Source organism: Kitasatospora sp. NPDC056651, assembly GCF_042792155.1.
Lineage (GTDB): Bacteria > Actinomycetota > Actinomycetes > Streptomycetales > Streptomycetaceae > Kitasatospora.
This window is the reverse complement of record NZ_JBHTWX010000002.1, coordinates 50,736-67,369: the sequence shown is the minus strand read 5'-3', so window position 1 is coordinate 67,369 and position 16,634 is coordinate 50,736. Positions and strand designations below refer to the sequence as shown.

The 16,634-nt window shown below is 72.2% G+C and carries 12 protein-coding genes; 7 read left to right on the top strand and 5 right to left on the bottom strand.

What is annotated here, in order from left to right; genetic code table 11:
• Positions 1-91 precede the first annotated feature (91 nt).
• Positions 92-652, bottom strand: a complete 561-nt coding sequence (locus ACFRAR_RS01900) for an SRPBCC family protein (protein ID WP_380693621.1) — start codon at positions 650-652, stop codon at positions 92-94.
• Between the two features lie 155 nt (positions 653-807).
• Between ACFRAR_RS01900 and ACFRAR_RS01895 the strand changes: the two genes are divergently transcribed.
• Positions 808-1,677 carry an Fpg/Nei family DNA glycosylase gene (locus ACFRAR_RS01895; protein WP_380693619.1) on the top strand — a complete coding sequence of 290 codons (870 nt, stop codon included), beginning with the start codon at positions 808-810 and terminating at the stop codon, positions 1,675-1,677.
• 45 nt (positions 1,678-1,722) lie between these two features.
• On the opposite strand, the gene ACFRAR_RS01890 is transcribed toward ACFRAR_RS01895, so the two are convergent.
• Positions 1,723-2,580 carry an SAM-dependent methyltransferase gene (locus ACFRAR_RS01890; RefSeq protein WP_380693617.1) on the bottom strand — a complete coding sequence of 286 codons (858 nt, stop codon included), beginning with the start codon at positions 2,578-2,580 and terminating at the stop codon, positions 1,723-1,725.
• Positions 2,581-3,059: 479 nt separating this feature from the next.
• Here ACFRAR_RS01890 and ACFRAR_RS01885 point away from each other — a divergent pair, with 479 nt between their 5' ends.
• The 5 genes from ACFRAR_RS01885 (at position 3,060) to ACFRAR_RS01865 (ending at position 8,627) form a co-directional block, all read left to right on the top strand.
• A complete protein-coding gene (locus ACFRAR_RS01885) occupies positions 3,060-3,734 on the top strand; it encodes a polysaccharide deacetylase family protein (protein ID WP_380693615.1) in 675 nt (224 codons plus the stop codon).
• 165 nt (positions 3,735-3,899) lie between these two features.
• Positions 3,900-4,223 (top strand): hypothetical protein, encoded by a 324-nt coding sequence (locus ACFRAR_RS01880; RefSeq protein ID WP_380693612.1) that lies wholly within the window; start codon positions 3,900-3,902, stop codon positions 4,221-4,223.
• Between the two features lie 167 nt (positions 4,224-4,390).
• The gene (locus ACFRAR_RS01875) at positions 4,391-5,263 is read left to right on the top strand and encodes a sulfurtransferase (protein ID WP_380693610.1); all 873 of its coding nucleotides are present in this window, start codon (positions 4,391-4,393) and stop codon (positions 5,261-5,263) included.
• A gap of 152 nt (positions 5,264-5,415) precedes the next feature.
• Complete coding sequence (locus tag ACFRAR_RS01870; protein WP_380693608.1) at positions 5,416-6,936, top strand: M1 family metallopeptidase; 1,521 nt, start codon at positions 5,416-5,418, stop codon at positions 6,934-6,936.
• A 170-nt stretch (positions 6,937-7,106) separates the two neighbouring features.
• Positions 7,107-8,627: a M1 family metallopeptidase gene (locus tag ACFRAR_RS01865; protein WP_380693605.1), complete on the top strand. Its 1,521-nt coding sequence runs from the start codon at positions 7,107-7,109 to the stop codon at positions 8,625-8,627.
• A gap of 59 nt (positions 8,628-8,686) precedes the next feature.
• On the opposite strand, the gene ACFRAR_RS01860 is transcribed toward ACFRAR_RS01865, so the two are convergent.
• Together ACFRAR_RS01860 and ACFRAR_RS01855 are read right to left on the bottom strand one after the other, a co-directional pair.
• Positions 8,687-9,496 (bottom strand): aminoglycoside N(3)-acetyltransferase, encoded by an 810-nt coding sequence (locus ACFRAR_RS01860; protein ID WP_380693603.1) that lies wholly within the window; start codon positions 9,494-9,496, stop codon positions 8,687-8,689.
• Between the two features lie 189 nt (positions 9,497-9,685).
• Positions 9,686-11,059 carry a condensation domain-containing protein gene (locus tag ACFRAR_RS01855; RefSeq protein WP_380693601.1) on the bottom strand — a complete coding sequence of 458 codons (1,374 nt, stop codon included), beginning with the start codon at positions 11,057-11,059 and terminating at the stop codon, positions 9,686-9,688.
• A 287-nt stretch (positions 11,060-11,346) separates the two neighbouring features.
• Between ACFRAR_RS01855 and ACFRAR_RS01850 the strand changes: the two genes are divergently transcribed.
• Complete coding sequence (locus tag ACFRAR_RS01850) at positions 11,347-12,639, top strand: MFS transporter (RefSeq protein WP_380693598.1); 1,293 nt, start codon at positions 11,347-11,349, stop codon at positions 12,637-12,639.
• Between the two features lie 151 nt (positions 12,640-12,790).
• Here ACFRAR_RS01850 and ACFRAR_RS01845 read toward each other — a convergent pair whose 3' ends face one another.
• Positions 12,791-16,585: an RICIN domain-containing protein gene (locus tag ACFRAR_RS01845; protein WP_380693595.1), complete on the bottom strand. Its 3,795-nt coding sequence runs from the start codon at positions 16,583-16,585 to the stop codon at positions 12,791-12,793.
• Positions 16,586-16,634: the final 49 nt, after the last annotated feature.

Here is a 16,634-nt window from a genome sequence, read left to right as displayed (position 1 = left end):
GAGTCTGCCACAGGTTGAAAGCGGAACGGTCGGCCCGGTGGGGCGCTGTGAACAGCCTCACCACCCGGGCTGAGCTGGGCTTATGCGGTGCTTACGGGCGGGCGTCGGGGTCCGACGAGTGGGGGGTGGGGCTTGCCGGGGCGGTGGAGTCGGGGCCCGCCGGGGCGGCGTCGGGGCGCGCCGAGTGGGCTTCGGGGCGCGCGGAGCGGGTGTCGGAGGCGTTCACCCGGGCCTCGACCAGCTCCCGGAAGTGGGCCAGGTCCTCGCGCACCGCCCGCTCGATCGCCCCGGCCTGGGCGAAGCCGCGCGGTCCGCCGAACTCCCGGTGGACCGCCTCCGGGTCGTACTCCACCCGGATCTGCAGCCGGGTGTGCCGGGCGTCGAGCGGCCGCAGCGCGAAGGCGCCGCGCAGCCGGAGGGCGTCGAGCGTCCGCCAGGCCATCACCCGGCCCCGGCCGCGGTCGGTGATCTCGGTGTCCACGGAGCGCTCGGCGCCGCCGATCGCCACCCCGAGGTGGGCGAGGTTCCGGCCGTGCGGGTGGGCGCTGCGGACGCCGTCGACGAACCGCGGGTACTCGTGCACCCGGTGCAGCTGCTCCCAGGCGGCGAGGACGGGGACGGCGATGTCGATCTGTTCCTCAAGGGTGCTCATGGCGGCGCGGCACCTCCCTCGTTCCCAGCCTGCGCCTCGGGGTGGGGGCGGGCAAAAGCGGCGGCGGGCGGGGGCGGAGAGCGGGTGGGTGGGGGTGGGTGCAGGGGGCGGCGGGTGAGCGCGCGGTGGGCGGCGGGCTGCGGGAGACTGGCCGCATGCCGGAGCTGCCCGAGGTCGAGGCGCTGAGCGCCTTCCTGTCCGAGCGGCTGACCGGGCGCGTGATCGCCCGCGTGCAGCCGGTGGCGATCAGCGCACTGAAGACGTACGACCCGCCGGTGACGGCGCTGGAGGGGCGGACGATCGGTCCGGTGACCAGACGCGGCAAGTTCCTGGACATCGAGGCCGAGGGGCTGCACCTGGTGGTCCACCTGGCCCGGGCCGGCTGGCTGCGCTGGAAGGAGGGCCTGCCCGACCAGCCGCCGCGGCCGAGCCCGCGGAACCCGCTGGCGCTGCGGGTACGGCTGGAGGGCGGGGCGGCGGACGGCTTCGACCTCACCGAGGCCGGATCGAAGAAGGGGCTCGCGGTCCACGTGGTCCGGGACCCGACCGAGGTGCCGGCGGTGGCCAGGCTCGGTCCGGACCCGCTGGACCCGGCCTTCACCCTGGGGGACTTCGCCGCCCTGCTGCGCGACGAGCGGCGTCGGATCAAGGGCGTGCTGCGGGACCAGAGCGTGCTGGCCGGAGTCGGCAACGCCTACTCGGACGAGGTGCTGCACGCGGCCCGGATGTCGCCGTACAAGGTGGCCGGGAGCCTGACCGAGGACGAGGTGGCCCGGCTGTACGAGGTGCTCGGCGGCACGCTGCGCGAGGCGGTGGAGCGCTCGCACGGGCTGGCGGCGGGGGAGCTGAAGTCGGAGAAGAAGCTCGGGCTGCGGGTGCACGGCCGGACGGGCGAGCCCTGCCCGGTGTGCGGGGACACCATCCGGGAGGTGTCCTTCGCGGACTCCTCGCTCCAGTACTGCCCGACCTGTCAGACCGGTGGCAAGCCGCTGGCGGACCGACGGCTGTCGCGGCTGCTGAAATGAGGCGGGGTGGGACGGCCCGTGGCCCTCCCACCCCGCCCGCCGGCGTCAGCGCTTGATCGCGACGCCGCCCCAGTAGTACGCGGCCTTCGGGTCGGCCGGCGGCTCGCCGTCCGGGCGCCAGGCCAGCACCGGGGCGACGCCCGGTTCGATCAGGTCCCAGCCGTCGAAGAAGCGGACCACGTCGTCGTAGCCGCGCGGCACCAGGGTCATCCCGCCGGCCCGGGCGGCGGCGGCCACCTGGCCGACGGCCTCCGGGTCGAAGTCCGGGGTGGGGGTGGTCAGCGCGATGCAGCTGCCGGCCGGCAGGGCGTCGCGCAGCGCGGCGACCCGGCCCCAGGGGTCGTCCTCGTCGGCGATCAGCATCAGTACGGCGATCATCAGCAGGCCGACCGGCTGGGTGAGGTCGAGGGTGGCGGTGAGCGCCGGGTCGGCGAACAGCTCCTCGGGCTTGCGCAGGTCGGCGTGGATGTAGGTGGTGCGGCTGGCCGGGCTGGAGACCATCAGCGCACGGGCGTGGGCGAGCACGATCGGGTCGTTGTCGACGTAGACCACCCGGGTCCCGGGGCTGACCGCTTCGGCGATCTCGTGAGTGTTCGGCGAGGTCGGGATGCCGGTGCCGAGGTCGAGGAACTGGCGGATGCCGTGCTCCTGCGCCAGGTAGCGGACGGCCCGGCCCTGGAACGCCCGGTTGGCCTTGGCCATCTCCTTGACGCTCGGCACGGCCTGTTCGATGGCCTGTCCCATGGCGCGGTCGGGCGGGAAGTTGGTCTTCCCGCCCAGCCAGTAGTCGTACACGCGCGCAGAGTGCGGGGCGGTGGTGTCGACACCGAAGCGCTCCCACTGGCTGAGCTCGGCGGCGTCGTCCTGCGGGCCCGGGCGGGGGGAGTCCTGACTTGTCGTCATGGCCACGTCCTCTGACTCTGATGGCAGATCATCACACTGGGGAAGGCACAGCGTAGCGGTCCGGACGGGAGGTGGAGCGTCCGGTCGGGGAAGATCAGTGGAAGAACCCGGGACACCATGTGTGCGGGCGGTGTCCCTGGGCCGTCGGAGTGGTGATCGGGTCCGTCGGAGTTGCCCCCGGGGAGGGGTGATGGCGACCGGGGGAAGCATCCAGAATGCTGTCAGATCGTCAGATTACTTCGCGAAGATTGCTGTTGGTTGCGGCCGGAATGTCCCTTGTGGGGATGGCCGCCGGCTGTCGGAGCCCTTGGAACGGCGGGGAGGGCGGTGGATCGGGCGCGACCGACGCCCTCGCCCCGTCCGCCCCGTCCGCCCCGTCCGCCCCGTCCGCGCCGGCAGGGTCCGAGGGGGCACCCGGCGTCCCGGACGCCGCGTCGGCCGCGCCCGCGGTGGGCGCCCCGACGGGCACGCCGTCCACGGTGCCCTCGCCGGCGCCGCCGTCCGCGGCCCCCTCCGCCGCGTCGGGCGCGGTGCCCGTGCGCCGGGTGCTCACCGAGTCGGAGGCCAAGCCGGTGTACGACCTGGACCCGGCGCAGCGGGTCGTGGCGCTCACCATCGACGACGGCCCGGACCCCCGGCACACGCCGACCGTGCTGGCCCTGTTCGAGCAGTACGGCATCCGGGCGACGTTCTTCCTGATCGGCGAGAACGCGGTCGAGCACCCCGCCCTGGTGCGGGAGATCGCGGACCGCGGCCACCACATCGCCAACCACACCTGGACCCACCCGGAGCTGCGGCACCTGTCCGAGACCCAGGTGCGGGACGAACTGGAGCGCACCTCCGACCTGCTGCAGCGGACCACCGGCCGGCAGCCCACCTGGTTCCGCGCGCCGGGCGGGGACTGGTCCGCGGCCTCGCTCAGGATCGCCGCCGACCTCGGGATGCGGAACATGGCCTGGTCGGTGGACCCGCGGGACTGGGCCCGGCCGGGGACCTCGGCGATCATCGACCGCGTCCTCAAGAGCGTCCGGCCCGGGTCGATCGTGCTCAACCACGACGGCGGCGGGGACCGGTCACAGACGGTGGCGGCGCTGAAGGCCTATCTGCCGGTGCTGATCGACTCGGGGTACTCCTTCACGGCGCCGCCGAACTGAGTGGGATTGCCGGTAACTTTCGAATGAAGGCGGGTAGCGGCTTTAACCTCTAAACCACTCGAATAGGTGGATTAGAAGAACCGTTTCTGCGAATTTTGGGCCTCTAGGGTGATCTCGCATCAACCAACCGGGTACCGCCGAGTACCACCTGAAAGGCCCTCACTCATGCGTCTCCGCAACGCCGTGCTCGCCGCAGCCAGCGCCATCGCCCTCGTCCTCGCCGTTCCGGTCTCCGCCGACGCGGCGCAGGGAAAGTTCGGTTACAAGTACGGCCCCGGCGCCACGGGCGCGCTGTTCAACCCGCCGAGCGGCCGGTGCATCGACATTCCGGAGGCCACGGCGGCCGAGCCGGCCTTCGCGCCGGAGAACATCACCCGGTCCACGGCCACGGTCTTCAAGGACTTCGACTGCGACGGTGAGTACTACGTCCTGAACCCCGACAAGAAGGCGAGCGACCGGCTGAAGCTGCGCTCGGTCGTCTTCTCCTGAGCACCGGGGAGCGCGGGGTGGACCGGGCCGGACGGTCGGCGTAGGTTCGAACTGTCCGGCCCGGTCGCCGGCGCCCCGCCGTGCCCGTACGTCCCGCCGTGGTCGTGCGGCCCGCAGTGCCCGTGGTCGGGCGTCGCAGCCCTGGGCAGAGCGAAGGAGGGTCCGGGATGACCGGCAACGGCTACGCGCACCCCGAGGCGTTGGTCCGCACCGAGTGGCTGGCCCACCACCTGGACGACGGGACGATCCGGGTCGTCGAGGTGGACGAGGACACCGAGGCCTACGACCGGGACCACATCCCCGGCGCGGTCGGCTGGAACTGGAGCACCGATCTGCACAGCCAGGTCGGCCGGGACTACATCGACCGCGACGGCGTCCAGCACCTGCTGCGGGCGGCCGGGGTCGAGGACGACACCACCGTGGTGCTGTACGGCGGCAACAACAACTGGTTCGCCGCCTACGCCTACTGGCTGTTGCGGCTGCGCGGCTTCGGGCCGGTGCGGCTGCTGGACGGCGGGCGCAAGAAGTGGGAGCTGGAGGCGCGGGAGCTCACCCGCGAGGTGATGGACTACCAGCACACCGACTACCGGCTGAGCGGGCCCGAGCGGCCGGAGCTGCGGGCGCTGCGGGACGAGGTCCTGGCCAAGGCCGAGGTGTTCGCCAAGCCCGGGGCGGACGCGGTGCTGGTGGACGTCCGCTCGCCGGCGGAGTTCCGGGGCGAGCTGATCGCGCCCCCGCACCTGCCGCAGGAGCAGGCGCAGGTGCCCGGGCACATTCCGGGCGCGATCAACGTCCCCTGGTCGCAGGCGGCCAACGACGACGGGTCGTTCCGGTCGGCCGAGGAGCTGAGGGCGCTGTACGGGGGGAAGGGTGTGGAGTCGGAGCGCGAGGTGATCGCGTACTGCCGGATCGGCGAGCGGTCCGCGCACACCTGGTTCGCGCTCACCGAACTGCTCGGGTACCCGCACGTGAAGAACTACGACGGCTCGTGGACGGAGTACGGCTCGCTGGTGAGGGCGCCGGTGGTGCTCGGGGCGTGAGTCGTGACGGCGTGAGCCCGGCGACGTGAGTGCGTCGGTGTGATGTCGGCGCGTTTCTTTTCATGAACATCTCACAATCAGGGAGTGGAACGAGGGCTTCCGGGACAAGGATCGATTCAATCCAATCGTTCCGGTGATCCCTGGAGGACCACGTGCGCAAGAGGCTGATCGTCTCTGCTGCCAGCGCCCTGAGCCTGTTCCTGGCCGTCCCCGCCTCGGCATCCGACTTCCACCCCGGCGCGGCCGGGGTGGGCGACCCCTACTACCCGACCTACGGGAACGGCGGGTACAAGGTCTCGCACTACGACATCCGGCTGAAGTACCAGCCGGCCACCGACGAGCTCGAAGGCACCACCACCATCCTGGCCACCGCCACCCAGGACCTCTCCCGGTTCAACCTCGACTTCGCGCTGAACGTCTCCGAGGTCCGGGTCAACGGCCGGGCCGCGAAGTTCGCCACCAGCGGGGAGCAGGAACTGGAGATCACCCCCGCCCGGCCGCTCGCCAAGGGCTCCCAGGCCACGGTCGTGGTGCGGTACAAGGGCGTGCCGTCCACCGTGAAGAAGTACGGCTTCACCAGCTGGCACCGCACCCCGGACGGCGCCGTGGCGGCCAACGAGCCCGAGGCCGCCTGGTGGTGGTTCCCGAGCAACGACCACCCGAGCGACAAGGCCACCTTCGACGTCTCGGTGCTGGTGCCGGACGGGAACCAGGTGATCAGCAACGGCGTGCTGACCGGCACCTCCTCCCAGGCCGGCTGGACCCGGTACAGCTGGCGCGAGAACAAGCCGCAGGCGACGTACCTGGCCACGCTGGCGGTCGGCAAGTTCGACATCACCCGGGACACCACGGCGAGCGGGCTGCCGGTCTACAACGCGTACAGCAAGGACCTCGGCGACAACGCGGACGCGGCGCGGGCGAGCGTCGAGCGCACCGGCGAGCTGGTGGACTGGCTGAGCGGCTACTTCGGCGAGTACCCCTTCAGCTCGGTCGGTGGCTACGTGCCCAACGTGACGACCGGCTACGCCCTGGAGACCCAGACCCGGGTCTTCTACAGCCCCCGGCAGTTCGCCAAGGGCTCCAACACCTCGGTGGTCGTGCACGAGCTGGCGCACCAGTGGTACGGGGACAGCGTCTCGCTCTCGCGGTGGAGCGACATCTGGCTGAACGAGGGCTTCGCCCGGTACTCGCAGTACCTCTGGTCCGAGCACGAGAACGAGGGCACCGCACAGGAGTTGGCCGACTACGTCTACGCGTCGCACCCGGCGGACGACCCGTTCTGGAGCGTCAAGCCGGGCGACCCGGGCCCGGACGACCAGTTCGCGAGCGCCGTGTACGACCGGGGGGCCGTCGCCGTCCAGGCGCTGCGCAACGCCGTCGGGGACGAGAAGTTCTTCCGGATCCTGAAGGGCTGGCCCACCGAGCGCCGCTACGGCAACGCCACCATCCCGGAGTTCCAGGCGTACGCGGAGAAGGTCTCGGGCCAGAAGCTCGGGGACGTGCTGAACACCTGGCTGTTCACCGTCGGCAAGCCGGCCGTCGGGCCGGTGCCGAAGGGCGCCCCGGCCGCACTGGCCGCCGGCGTGGGCCAGGAGCAGGGGCAGCCGCCGGTGGAGCCGAAGTCCTGGAAGAAGATCCAGGAGACCAACTCGGTGCACGAGGCGCACAGCTGACGGACAGTCGCGGATGAACGCACGGCGGCATGACGGCTTCGCGGCGCTGCTGCGAAGCCGTCATTCGGCGTGTTTCTTTTCATCAAAATCTCACAACTGGTGGGCGGGCGAGCACTTTTGGGACAAGGATCGATCCAATCCAATCGTTCCGGTGATCCCTGGAGGACCACGTGCGAAAGAGGCTGATCGTCTCTGCTGCCAGTGCCCTGAGCCTGTTCCTGGCCGTCCCGGCCTCGGCCACCGGCTTCGAACCCGGCGCGGACGGCGTCGGGGATCCATACATGCCGACCTTCGGCAACGGCGGGTACAAGGTCTCGCACTACGACATCCGGCTGAAGTACCAGCCCGCCACCGACGAGCTCGAAGGCACCACCACCATCCTGGCCACGGCGACCCAGGACCTCTCGCGGTTCAACCTCGACTTCACGCTGAAGGTCTCGGAGGTCCTGGTCAACGGCCGGCCGGCCACCTTCGCCACCAGCGGCGACCAGGAGCTGGAGATCACCCCCGCCCGGCCGCTCGCCAAGGGCAGCCAGGCCACCGTGGTGGTGCGGTACAAGGACGTGCCGTCCACCGTGACGAGGTACGGCTACAGCGCCTGGCGCCGCACCCCGGACGGTGCGGTGGCGTCCGGCGAGCCCGTGTCGGCCGGGTGGTGGTTCCCGAGCAACGACCACCCGAGCAACAAGGCCACCTTCGACGTCTCGGTGCTGGTGCCGAACGGCAACCAGGTGATCAGCAACGGCGTGCTGACCGGCACCAGCTCGCAGGCGGGCTGGACCCGGTACAGCTGGCGCGAGAACAAGCCGCAGGCGACCTACCTGGCGACCCTCGCGATCGGCAAGTTCGACATCAGCCAGGACACCACGGCGAGCGGGGTGCCGGTCTACAACGCGTACAGCAAGGACCTCGGGGAGAACGCCGCGGCGGCGCGGGCGAGCGTCGAGCGCACCGGCGAGCTGGTGGACTGGCTGAGCGGCTACTTCGGCGAGTACCCCTTCAGCTCCGCCGGCGGCTACGTCCCCAACCTCCAGAGCAGCGGCGCACTGGAGAGCCAGACCCGGGTCATCTACGGCCCCGGGAACTTCGACCGGGGCTCCAACACCTCGGTGGTCGCGCACGAGCTGGCCCACCAGTGGTACGGGGACAGCGTCTCGGTCTCGCGGTGGAGCGACATCTGGCTGAACGAGGGTTTCGCCACGTACGCGCAGTTCCTCTGGTCCGAGCACGAGAACGAGGGCACCGTGCAGGAACTGGTCGACTACATCTACGCCGCCCGTCCGGCCGGTGACCCGTTCTGGAGCGTCAAGCCGGGCGACCCGGGGGAGGACTACGTGTTCTCCAGCCCGGTGTACTACCGCGGTGCGATGGCCATCCAGGCGCTGCGCCACGCTGTCGGGGACGAGAAGTTCTTCCGGATCCTGAAGGGCTGGCCGACCGAGCGCCGCTACGGCAACGCCACCGTCCCGGAGTTCCAGGCGTACGCGGAGAAGGTGTCCGGGCAGAAGCTCGGGGACCTGTTCGACACCTGGCTGTTCACCGCCGGCAAGCCGGCCGTCGGGCCGGTCGCGCAGGGCGCCCAGGCGGCACTGGCTCCCGGCGCGGACCGGGCGCAGGGGCAGCTGCCGGTGGAGCCGAAGTCCTGGAAGAAGATCCAGGAGACCAACTCGGAGCACGGGCAGCACAACTGACGGCACGGCTGGTCCGGCCGACGGCTCCCGCGCGCACGGCGGGAACCGTCGGCCCGGGGCTACGCCGCTCCCGGGCCGTCCGCCGCCAGCAGTTCGGTGAGGCGGCGGACAGCGAAGGGTATGAGGTCGCGGACCGGGACCAGTCGGCAGGGCGCGCTGCCGACCAGGACCTCGCGGATGCCCGCCTGCTCCTCGAACTCCCGGCCCACGACCGGGAAGTGGGTGTCGTTGTCGTCCGCCACGTCCGGCGCCTCGATCCAGACCCGCTCGCCCTGGATCGCCATCGGGAAGCGGCGGAGCTTGAGCCGGCGGTTGGGGGCGAAGGTCTCGGCGTAGTGCAGGAAGGTGTTGCGGTTGTGCCCGACGCCGACCAGCAGCACGTACCCGCCGAGGTCGTGCAGCGCGCCGAACGGCGACTCCCGGCCGACGGCGAAGCCGAGCGAACGGCGGGCGGTGACCTCCCGGGCGTGCGCGCCGACCGCGGCGACCGAGACCTGGGGGTGGGAGCTGCGGTGGCCCTCCGGCAGGGCCCGCAGCGCCTCCGCCACGGCGCCCATGGCGGAGGGGAGTTCGGGGTGGAACAGCGGGACGGCGGCCCGACGCTCCACTATGTCGGCGCTGGGCGGCCCGCTGTGTCCGGGGGCCGGGTCGCGGACCGTGTCGGAGGTGAAGGCGGGCACGGCGACGGTGCCGTCCGGGCCGACCGCCTCGCGCAGGCTGGCCACCACCGCCGCGGCGCCGCCCTCGACCCGGCCGAGGCTGGAGAGCGAGGAGTGCACGATCAGTGCCATGCCGTCGCGGACGCCCACGCGGCGCCAGCCCTCCACGAGGTCGGCGGTGGTGAGCGGGGCGGTGCCCGGTGTCGTCATGGTGCCTCCTGGTGACGGCGGTGCGGTTGGTGCGGATCGTTCGGGGCCGACCATAGCGCGTGACACTGACAGTCGGTCAGGCTGGGGGTACCCTCCGTCAGCTCGGGGGGTCGGGCGGGGCGTCGCCGGGCGCCCGGCCGGGCGGGGCGCCCGCCGGTCGCCGGGTGCCCCGGGGCGTGTCCGGGGTGATCAGGCCGGTGCCCGTTCCGCCGCGGCCTCGGTGAGGATCAGCTCCTCGATGCCGTAGAGGAACCGTTCCATCGCGGCGCGCGGGAGCACGGCCGGGTCGGCCGTCATGGCCAGGCTCAGTGCCTCGGCGGACTGGAGCGCGTCCAGGGCGTAGGTCAGGCCCGGGCGCGGCTCGAACTCCACCGGCCAGGTGAGGGTGGTCCGGTCGCTGCCGGGGTCGGCCGCGGCCGGGAGCAGCTCACGGGTGTCGTTGAACACGCAGGAACGGTCGGCGAGTCGGACGCCCTCGGCGGTCAGCCGGGCGACCTCCGCGGCCAGTGCCGACTTGTCGTAGTACGCGTGGCGGTAGGTGCCGATCGCGGCGGCGTGGGTGCGGCGCACGACGTCGCCGAACCCGGCGGTGGCGTCCGGGAGGTGGAACAGCCCGTCGCCCGCGACCACGCTCACCGCGTTGGCCAGCTCGGGCAGGAAGCGGTTGTTGACCACGACGTTCAGCACGGCCTCGGCCGAGCCGGAGAGCCGGGCGGTCATCGTGGCCGTCGCGGCCAGCAGGACCGAGCCGGTGCTGACCCGGTGGGTGGCCGCCACCCGCTCCAGGGCGCGGGGCAGGGTGGGGGATCGGAGCACCGCGTTCGGGAACGGGGCGGGCGGCTCGGAGCCGGACTGCTCGGTGACGGCCTGCTCGATGGCCGGCGGGAAGAGCCGGGGCGGGCCCAGCCGGAGCTTGCGCACGAACTGCCTGCGGGCCCCCGTGTCGCGTCGCCGGCCCCGCTCGGAGCTCTGGAACTCGGCCTCCTCGAGTGGCTGTTGGGCGGTGGTGCGCAGATCGGCCAGCCGCTCGGGGGAGGCGCCGAGGCAGAGTGCGGACAGGTCGGCGACCAGGCGGCTCATCCCGGAGCCGTCCACCGCGGTGTGCGAGAGCACCAGGCTGACGTGCCGGACCAGCCCGTCGGCCGCCGTCACGGCGCCGATCCGGATGGGCCACTGGTCGGCGGTGTCGAAGGCCCGGGCCGCCAGTTCCCCGTGCAGCCGGGCGCCGAGCTCGGCCGGGTCCTCGTCCGCCGTGGCGGACAGCAGGTGGACCCCCAGGGAGCCGTCGGGGTCGACCACTTGGCGGAGGCAGCCGTCCTCGTCCGGGAGCAGCCGGGTGTGCAGCGAGTCGTGCAGGTGCAGCAGCCGCTCCAGGGCGGCGAGCAGGACGGGCAGCGGCAGCCCCGGGTCCAGTGGCGCCTCGGTGGCGATGTTGTAGCGCGGCGCGTCGGCCGGCGGCAGCTGTCGCACGGCGTCCCAGACGGCCCGTTGGCCCCAGGTGGCCGGTCCGGACCCGGACCGTCCGGACGAGAAGGCGATCTCCAGCAGTTGACGAGTGGTCACCGTGTGGCTCTCCGTTGTGCGGTGGTCGTGGCGTCGTGCCGGTGCGTTGGGAGCGCGGGTGCGTTGGGAGCGCGGGTGCTGCTGGGGAGAGTGTGGCGCACCGTCCGCCGTGCGTCGAGGGTCGCGCCGACGTCCTCGCGACGGGGGCACCACCGGCGTTTCCGGGGGTTCCAAAAGTCTCTTGATGTGAAGTATCTTGATATCGAGATTAATGCGGAGGGGCGATGCCTGCCACGAGGCCGGCACGACTGACACGACGGGGGCCTGCCATGCGGGGGAACGGACTGATGGCGCAGCTGCGGCGGCCGCCGGGCGGGCGGGACGCGCGGATCATGCTGCTGGCGCAGTGCGTCGACCGGACCGGGACGGGGCTGTGGGCGGCCGCCTCGGTGCTGTACTTCACCTACGTGTGCGGGATGGACGCACGGCAGCTGGGACTGCTGCTCGGAGTGGGCGCGGTGACGGGGATCGCCGGCTCCCCGCTGGCCGGGCGGGCGGCCGAGCGGGTGCCGGTCCGGTGGCTGCTGATCGGCTGCCACCTGCTGCGGCTGGGCGCGATGGGACTGCTGCTGGTGGTCGACGACTTCGCGGCGCTGCTGCCCGTGGTGGCCCTGATCTGCCTGGCCGAGCGGGCGGCCAAGACGCTGGAGATGCTGTTCGCGACCCGGGTGGCGGGCGAGCGCCGGGCCACCTACCAGGCGCTGTTCCGCAGCGTCGCCAACGCCGGGTACGCGTTCGGCGCCGGCATCGCCGCGATCGGGCTGGCGGCCGGGACCACGGCCGCCTACCGGGTGCTGATCGCGGCCAACGGGCTGTCCTACGTGCTGGCCGCCGTGCTGGTCTGGCGCACCCGGGAACCGGCCGGGCGCGGCCTGGTCGCCGCGGAGGCCGGGGAGGCGACAGGAGCGGGCGGCGGCGGGGAGCCGTCGGCGGTGCCGAGCCCCTGGCGCGACCGCGGCTACCTGCTCTTCGTCCTGCTGGACGTGCCGCTGAACCTGGACGACTCGATCCTCAACGTCGGCCTGCCGCTCTGGCTGGTCCACCACACCGGTGCGCCGCACGCCGTCGTCCCGGTCGTCCTGGTGCTCAACACGGTGCTCGTGGTGCTGCTCCAACTGCGGGTCTCGGCCTGGGCGGAGGGCCCGCGCGGGGCGGCCTCGGCGGTGCGCTGGTACGGGGTGACGGTGCTGGCGAGCTGCCTGTTGCTGGTGCTCGCGACCGGCGCCGGGCCGTGGGTGGCCTCGGTGGCGCTGCTGGCCGCGGCGATGCTGGTCACCCTGGCGGAGCTGCTGCGCTCGGTGAGCTCCTGGGAGCTGGCGGTCGTGCTGGCGCCGCCGGGTGCCCGGGCCTCGTACCTGGGGGTCGCCGGGATGTCCCAGTCGGTGCAGAAGTCGGCGGGCCCGCTGCTGCTGACCGGGGTGGTGATGGCGGCCGGGCCGGTCGGCTGGCTGGGGCTCGGTGCGGCGACCGTCGGCCTCGGCGCGCTCCAGCGCCGGGCCAGCCTGCGGCGGTTGGCGGAACTGGGCCGGGCGGGGGCCGGGCAGGCGCGGCCGCAGGCGGCGGGGAAGGCCGCGGGCTGAGCGGCGGGGTGCGGAGGGGGGTACCTGGGGAGACGAACGGCGCCTTCCGCACCGGTGTGGTGCGGAAGGCGCCGTTCGGGTGTCCGGCCCCGCTCGGGGGCCGGGCCCGCTCACGGGCGGGACCCGGGCCCCGGGTGCGGGAGGCCGTCCGTCAGAAGCGCCAGACCTGGTCGGCCCAGCCGGCGTTGCAGTCGAACTGGGTGGCCGGTGCGCCGTTGTTGTTGTTCGCGGCGACGACGACGAGGCAGCGGTTGCTGAACTTGTTGCGGAGCTGGTACCCGCCGCCCGCCACCGGGTCCAGGTTCCAGACCTGGTCGGCGTAGTTGGGGTTGCAGTCGTTCTGCGCGGCCGGTGCGCCGTTGCCGCTGTTGTTGGCGTAGACGACGAGGCAGCGGTTGCTGAACTTGTTGCGGATCTGGTAGCCGCCGCCCGCCACGTCGTTGAACTCCCAGACCTGGTCGGAGTTCTTGGCGTCGCAGTCGTGCTGGGCCGCGGGCGCGCCGTTGTAGTTGTTCGCGCCGTAGACGAGGAGGCAGCGGTTGCTGTAGGAGTTCTTGACCATCTTGCCTCCCGGGGTGCCCAGGAAGACCGGCGTCGTCGCGAACCCGGTCACGCGGCCGGCGACGGTGCTGCTGTTCGTGCCCTGCCAGAGCTGGAGGGCCCCGCTCGCGGAGAGGGTCCACAGGTCGGCGAGGCCGTCGCCGCTGATGTCGCCGGAGGAGCCGACGGTCGGGTACTGGGCGACGGTGAACCCGGTCCCGATGACGGTGCCCTTGGTGGGGTCGGCCAGGGTGGAGTAGTTGGTGGAGCCGTCCGCGTTCCTGGTGATCGGGAAGGCCAGGACGCGGCCGTCCGCGCGGTCGCGGGCCCACAGGGTGGCCTGGCGGACGGGGTTGCTGTCGGTGCCGGTGTTGCCGTTGGCGGGACCGGGGTTGACCAGGTCGAAGTTGCTCCAGTCACCCGTGGAGACCTCGTTGCTGGTCCCGTTGAGCAGGATCGCGTTGTTGGTGTCCGGCGGGAAGAGCCACAGCTTCTTGCCGATCACCGCGAGCAGGGAGGTCTTGGTCAGGACGGTCTTGCCGCTCGCGTCCTTGGTGTTCTCGCCCTCCGGGGTGCCGAGGGCCAAGATCTGGGTGGTCGTCGCCCAGCTCTCGCCGCCGAAGTCGGCCGGGCAGCCGTTCGCCAGCGGAGTGCCGTTGACGTCCTGGCAGACGACGGCGTCGTTGCCGGTGCCGGCCTTGGAGAACGACACCCGCTTGAAGAAGGAACCGTGGCCGTCGTTCTGGTACAGGTACATGAACTCGTCGCCCGCGGGGTGCGCGATCAGTTCGTCGGCGTTGGCGTTGCCGCGCAGGGAACCGCGGTGGGTGATCTGGACGTTCTTCCAGCCCTGGCCGCCGGGGGCCGCGGCCGAGGTGCCGGAGATGCCGGCGGCCGTGCTCGGGTCGAGGGACGGCTGGACCAGCAGCAGCTTGCCGGTCGAGTCGGGCACCAGGATGTCCGGCTTGCCGTCACCGGTGAGGTCGCCGAACATCGGCAGGCTGCCCGGCTTCCACGGCGCGTAGTAGGCGTAGGCGACGGGCTGGCTGTAGTTGCCCGCGTTGTCCTGCCCCTGGACGTACAGGATGTTGGTGCCCCACCGGCCGGGGGTGAAGGTGAAGGTGCCCTGGGAGGCCGACACGACCCCGGTGTCGATGTTGTTGGCCGCACCGGTCCTGCTGTCGTCGCAGCGCCAGCCGGTGGCGGGGGTCGAGTTGGTGGTCCAGCGGAAGCAGGCGAGGCCGGAGTGGCCGCCGACGGGGCCGCCCGCCGGGTCCGGGTCCCAGCCGGAGAGGGTGAAGGTGCCCGGGTCGGAACTGTACTTCGAGGGCGTCGGGTTGGGGGTGCCGACCGGCGGGAAGTCGGTGGAGGTGACGGAGACGACGGGCGGGGTCCTGTCGACGCGGAAGTAGCACCACGGGGTCTCGGCCGAGCCGAGGCCCTGGTTCGGCGGGTCGGCGTCGTAGGCGTTCGCCGTCCAGCCGTACTGGTGGCCGTCCGCGAGGGAGCCGACGTTCACGCTGACGCCGTTGGGGTTCCAGCTCCCGGCCCAGCCGCTGTCACCGGCGAAGCCGAACGAGGAGTCGTTGTCGTCCCACATCCGGAACACCGTGTGGAGGTTCATGTTGGCCGGGGACCAGTTGCTGGCGGTGAGGGTGATGTTCTGGTTGGCCCCCACCCAGCCGGGGTTGGTCCACGGGTAGGCGCCGCCCGAGGTGCACTCGCTCTGCTTGCCGTCCGAGGCCGTACCGGGCGTCGGGGAGGTGCGCGGCCACCAGATGCTCGGCGCCAGGTCGTAGTTGGTGACGACGTACGGGTTGGTCGAGTAGTGCTGGCGGTAGAGCTTGTTCGACTCGTCGTCCGGGGCGATCCCGATGATCCAGCTCGTCCACGACCAGCCGGCCTTCTCGCGGACCGCGTTCGTCACGTCGTAGTTGACCGGTCCGTTCCCGATGACCGTGGTGACGGGGGAGGCGATCTTGGGGCAGCCGCCCATGGTGCCGCCCCCGTTGCAGGGCTGGTTGTTCCAGTTGGTGCCGCCGTTGATGGTGCCGTAGGCGCCGCCGTCGGAGATGCCGCCGGCCAGGTACACCCCGACCGGGACCTGGGTGCCGGGGCTGGCCGCGCTGGTGACCGTGGTGTACAGCGTGGAGCCGTAGATGGTCGGCAGCGACGGAGCGCCGTTCGGCTTGGTGCGGAGCTCGGCCGGGATGCCGATCTGGTAGTAGATGCGCTCGCGGCCGCGGCCGCTGCAGTCGCTGTAGCCGCAGTAGCCGACCCCGAGGCTGCTCATGTTGCTGGTGTAGCTGGAGCCCGGGTTGTACTCCTGGACCTGGGCGTACGCCTGGGTGCTCCCGGAGACGCTGATCGTGGGGTCGAGGTACCAGGGGCCGGTGCCCTTGCCGAACGTGGCGGCGTCGGGGGTGAGTTCGATGCCGGTGTTGTCCGCGGCCACGGCGATCTTCGACACGACGGCCGCCGTTCCGGGGGCCTCGGCGGTCGACACGTCGGCCGGCGGGGCGCCGTTGTCGTCGGCGGCGGCGGACAGTGATGCCGCGCCCTTGGCCTTCGCGGCGCCCGGGGCGGAGCCCGCGGTGCTGGAGTCCCACTGGTAGGGGGTCGCCGCGTCGATCCGCACCGCGCCGGTCTCGTCCTTGAGGACGATGCGGCCCTCGGCGTCCGTCGTGGTGGTCAGGCCGGTCGTGGTGATCGGGAAGCGCAGCTTCTTCAGGGCCGGATCGGCCGCGGCCTCGGCGGTGCGCACGATGATGACGTCGCGCCAGCCGCCATTGGGGAGCGCGGTGACCTGGAGGTCCACGTCGGGCCGCAGGACCCCGTGGTAGGTCGCGGTCGGGCCGGACAGCGTGGGCTTCGGCAGCGCGGAGGGGAAGGCGACGGACAGCTTCTTGCCGTCCCGGGTGGTCAGGGTGGCCATCGGGCCGGTGCCGCCGCCGGAGAGGGTCAGTCCGGCCGAGGAGACGGCGGGGCTGAGGCTGCCGTCCGCGTTGCTGTGCAGCGTCGCGTCGAGGTCCGACCAGGTGGTGCCCTGCTTGGTCCGGACCGCCTGCGCGGCGGCCGTCGTGGTCAGGGTGCCGTTCGGGTTGACGAGGGTCTGCGAGGTCTCGGTGGTCAGGGCGTCGACCACCACGGGCTTCCCGGTGGCCTTCGCCGTGGACCGCGCCGCCACGACGGCCTGCTGGTCGCCCGTCAGCTGGGGAGCCGGACCGGCCGTGGACCGGTCGACGGGCACGGGCGCCGGACCGGCGCCGAAGGGGTCGGTGTCGGCCTGCGCGGCGGGGGCGGCCAGCATCGCGGCGCCGAGGACTCCGGCGGTCGCGGCGGCGACCAGGTTCCCGAATCGGAATCTCCGTTTGTGTGGTGACCCGCCACGGCTTGTCTGATTCATGGTGAACATGAGTTGGGTTCGGCCCCTTCTCGTCGGTCGCACCCGGGAT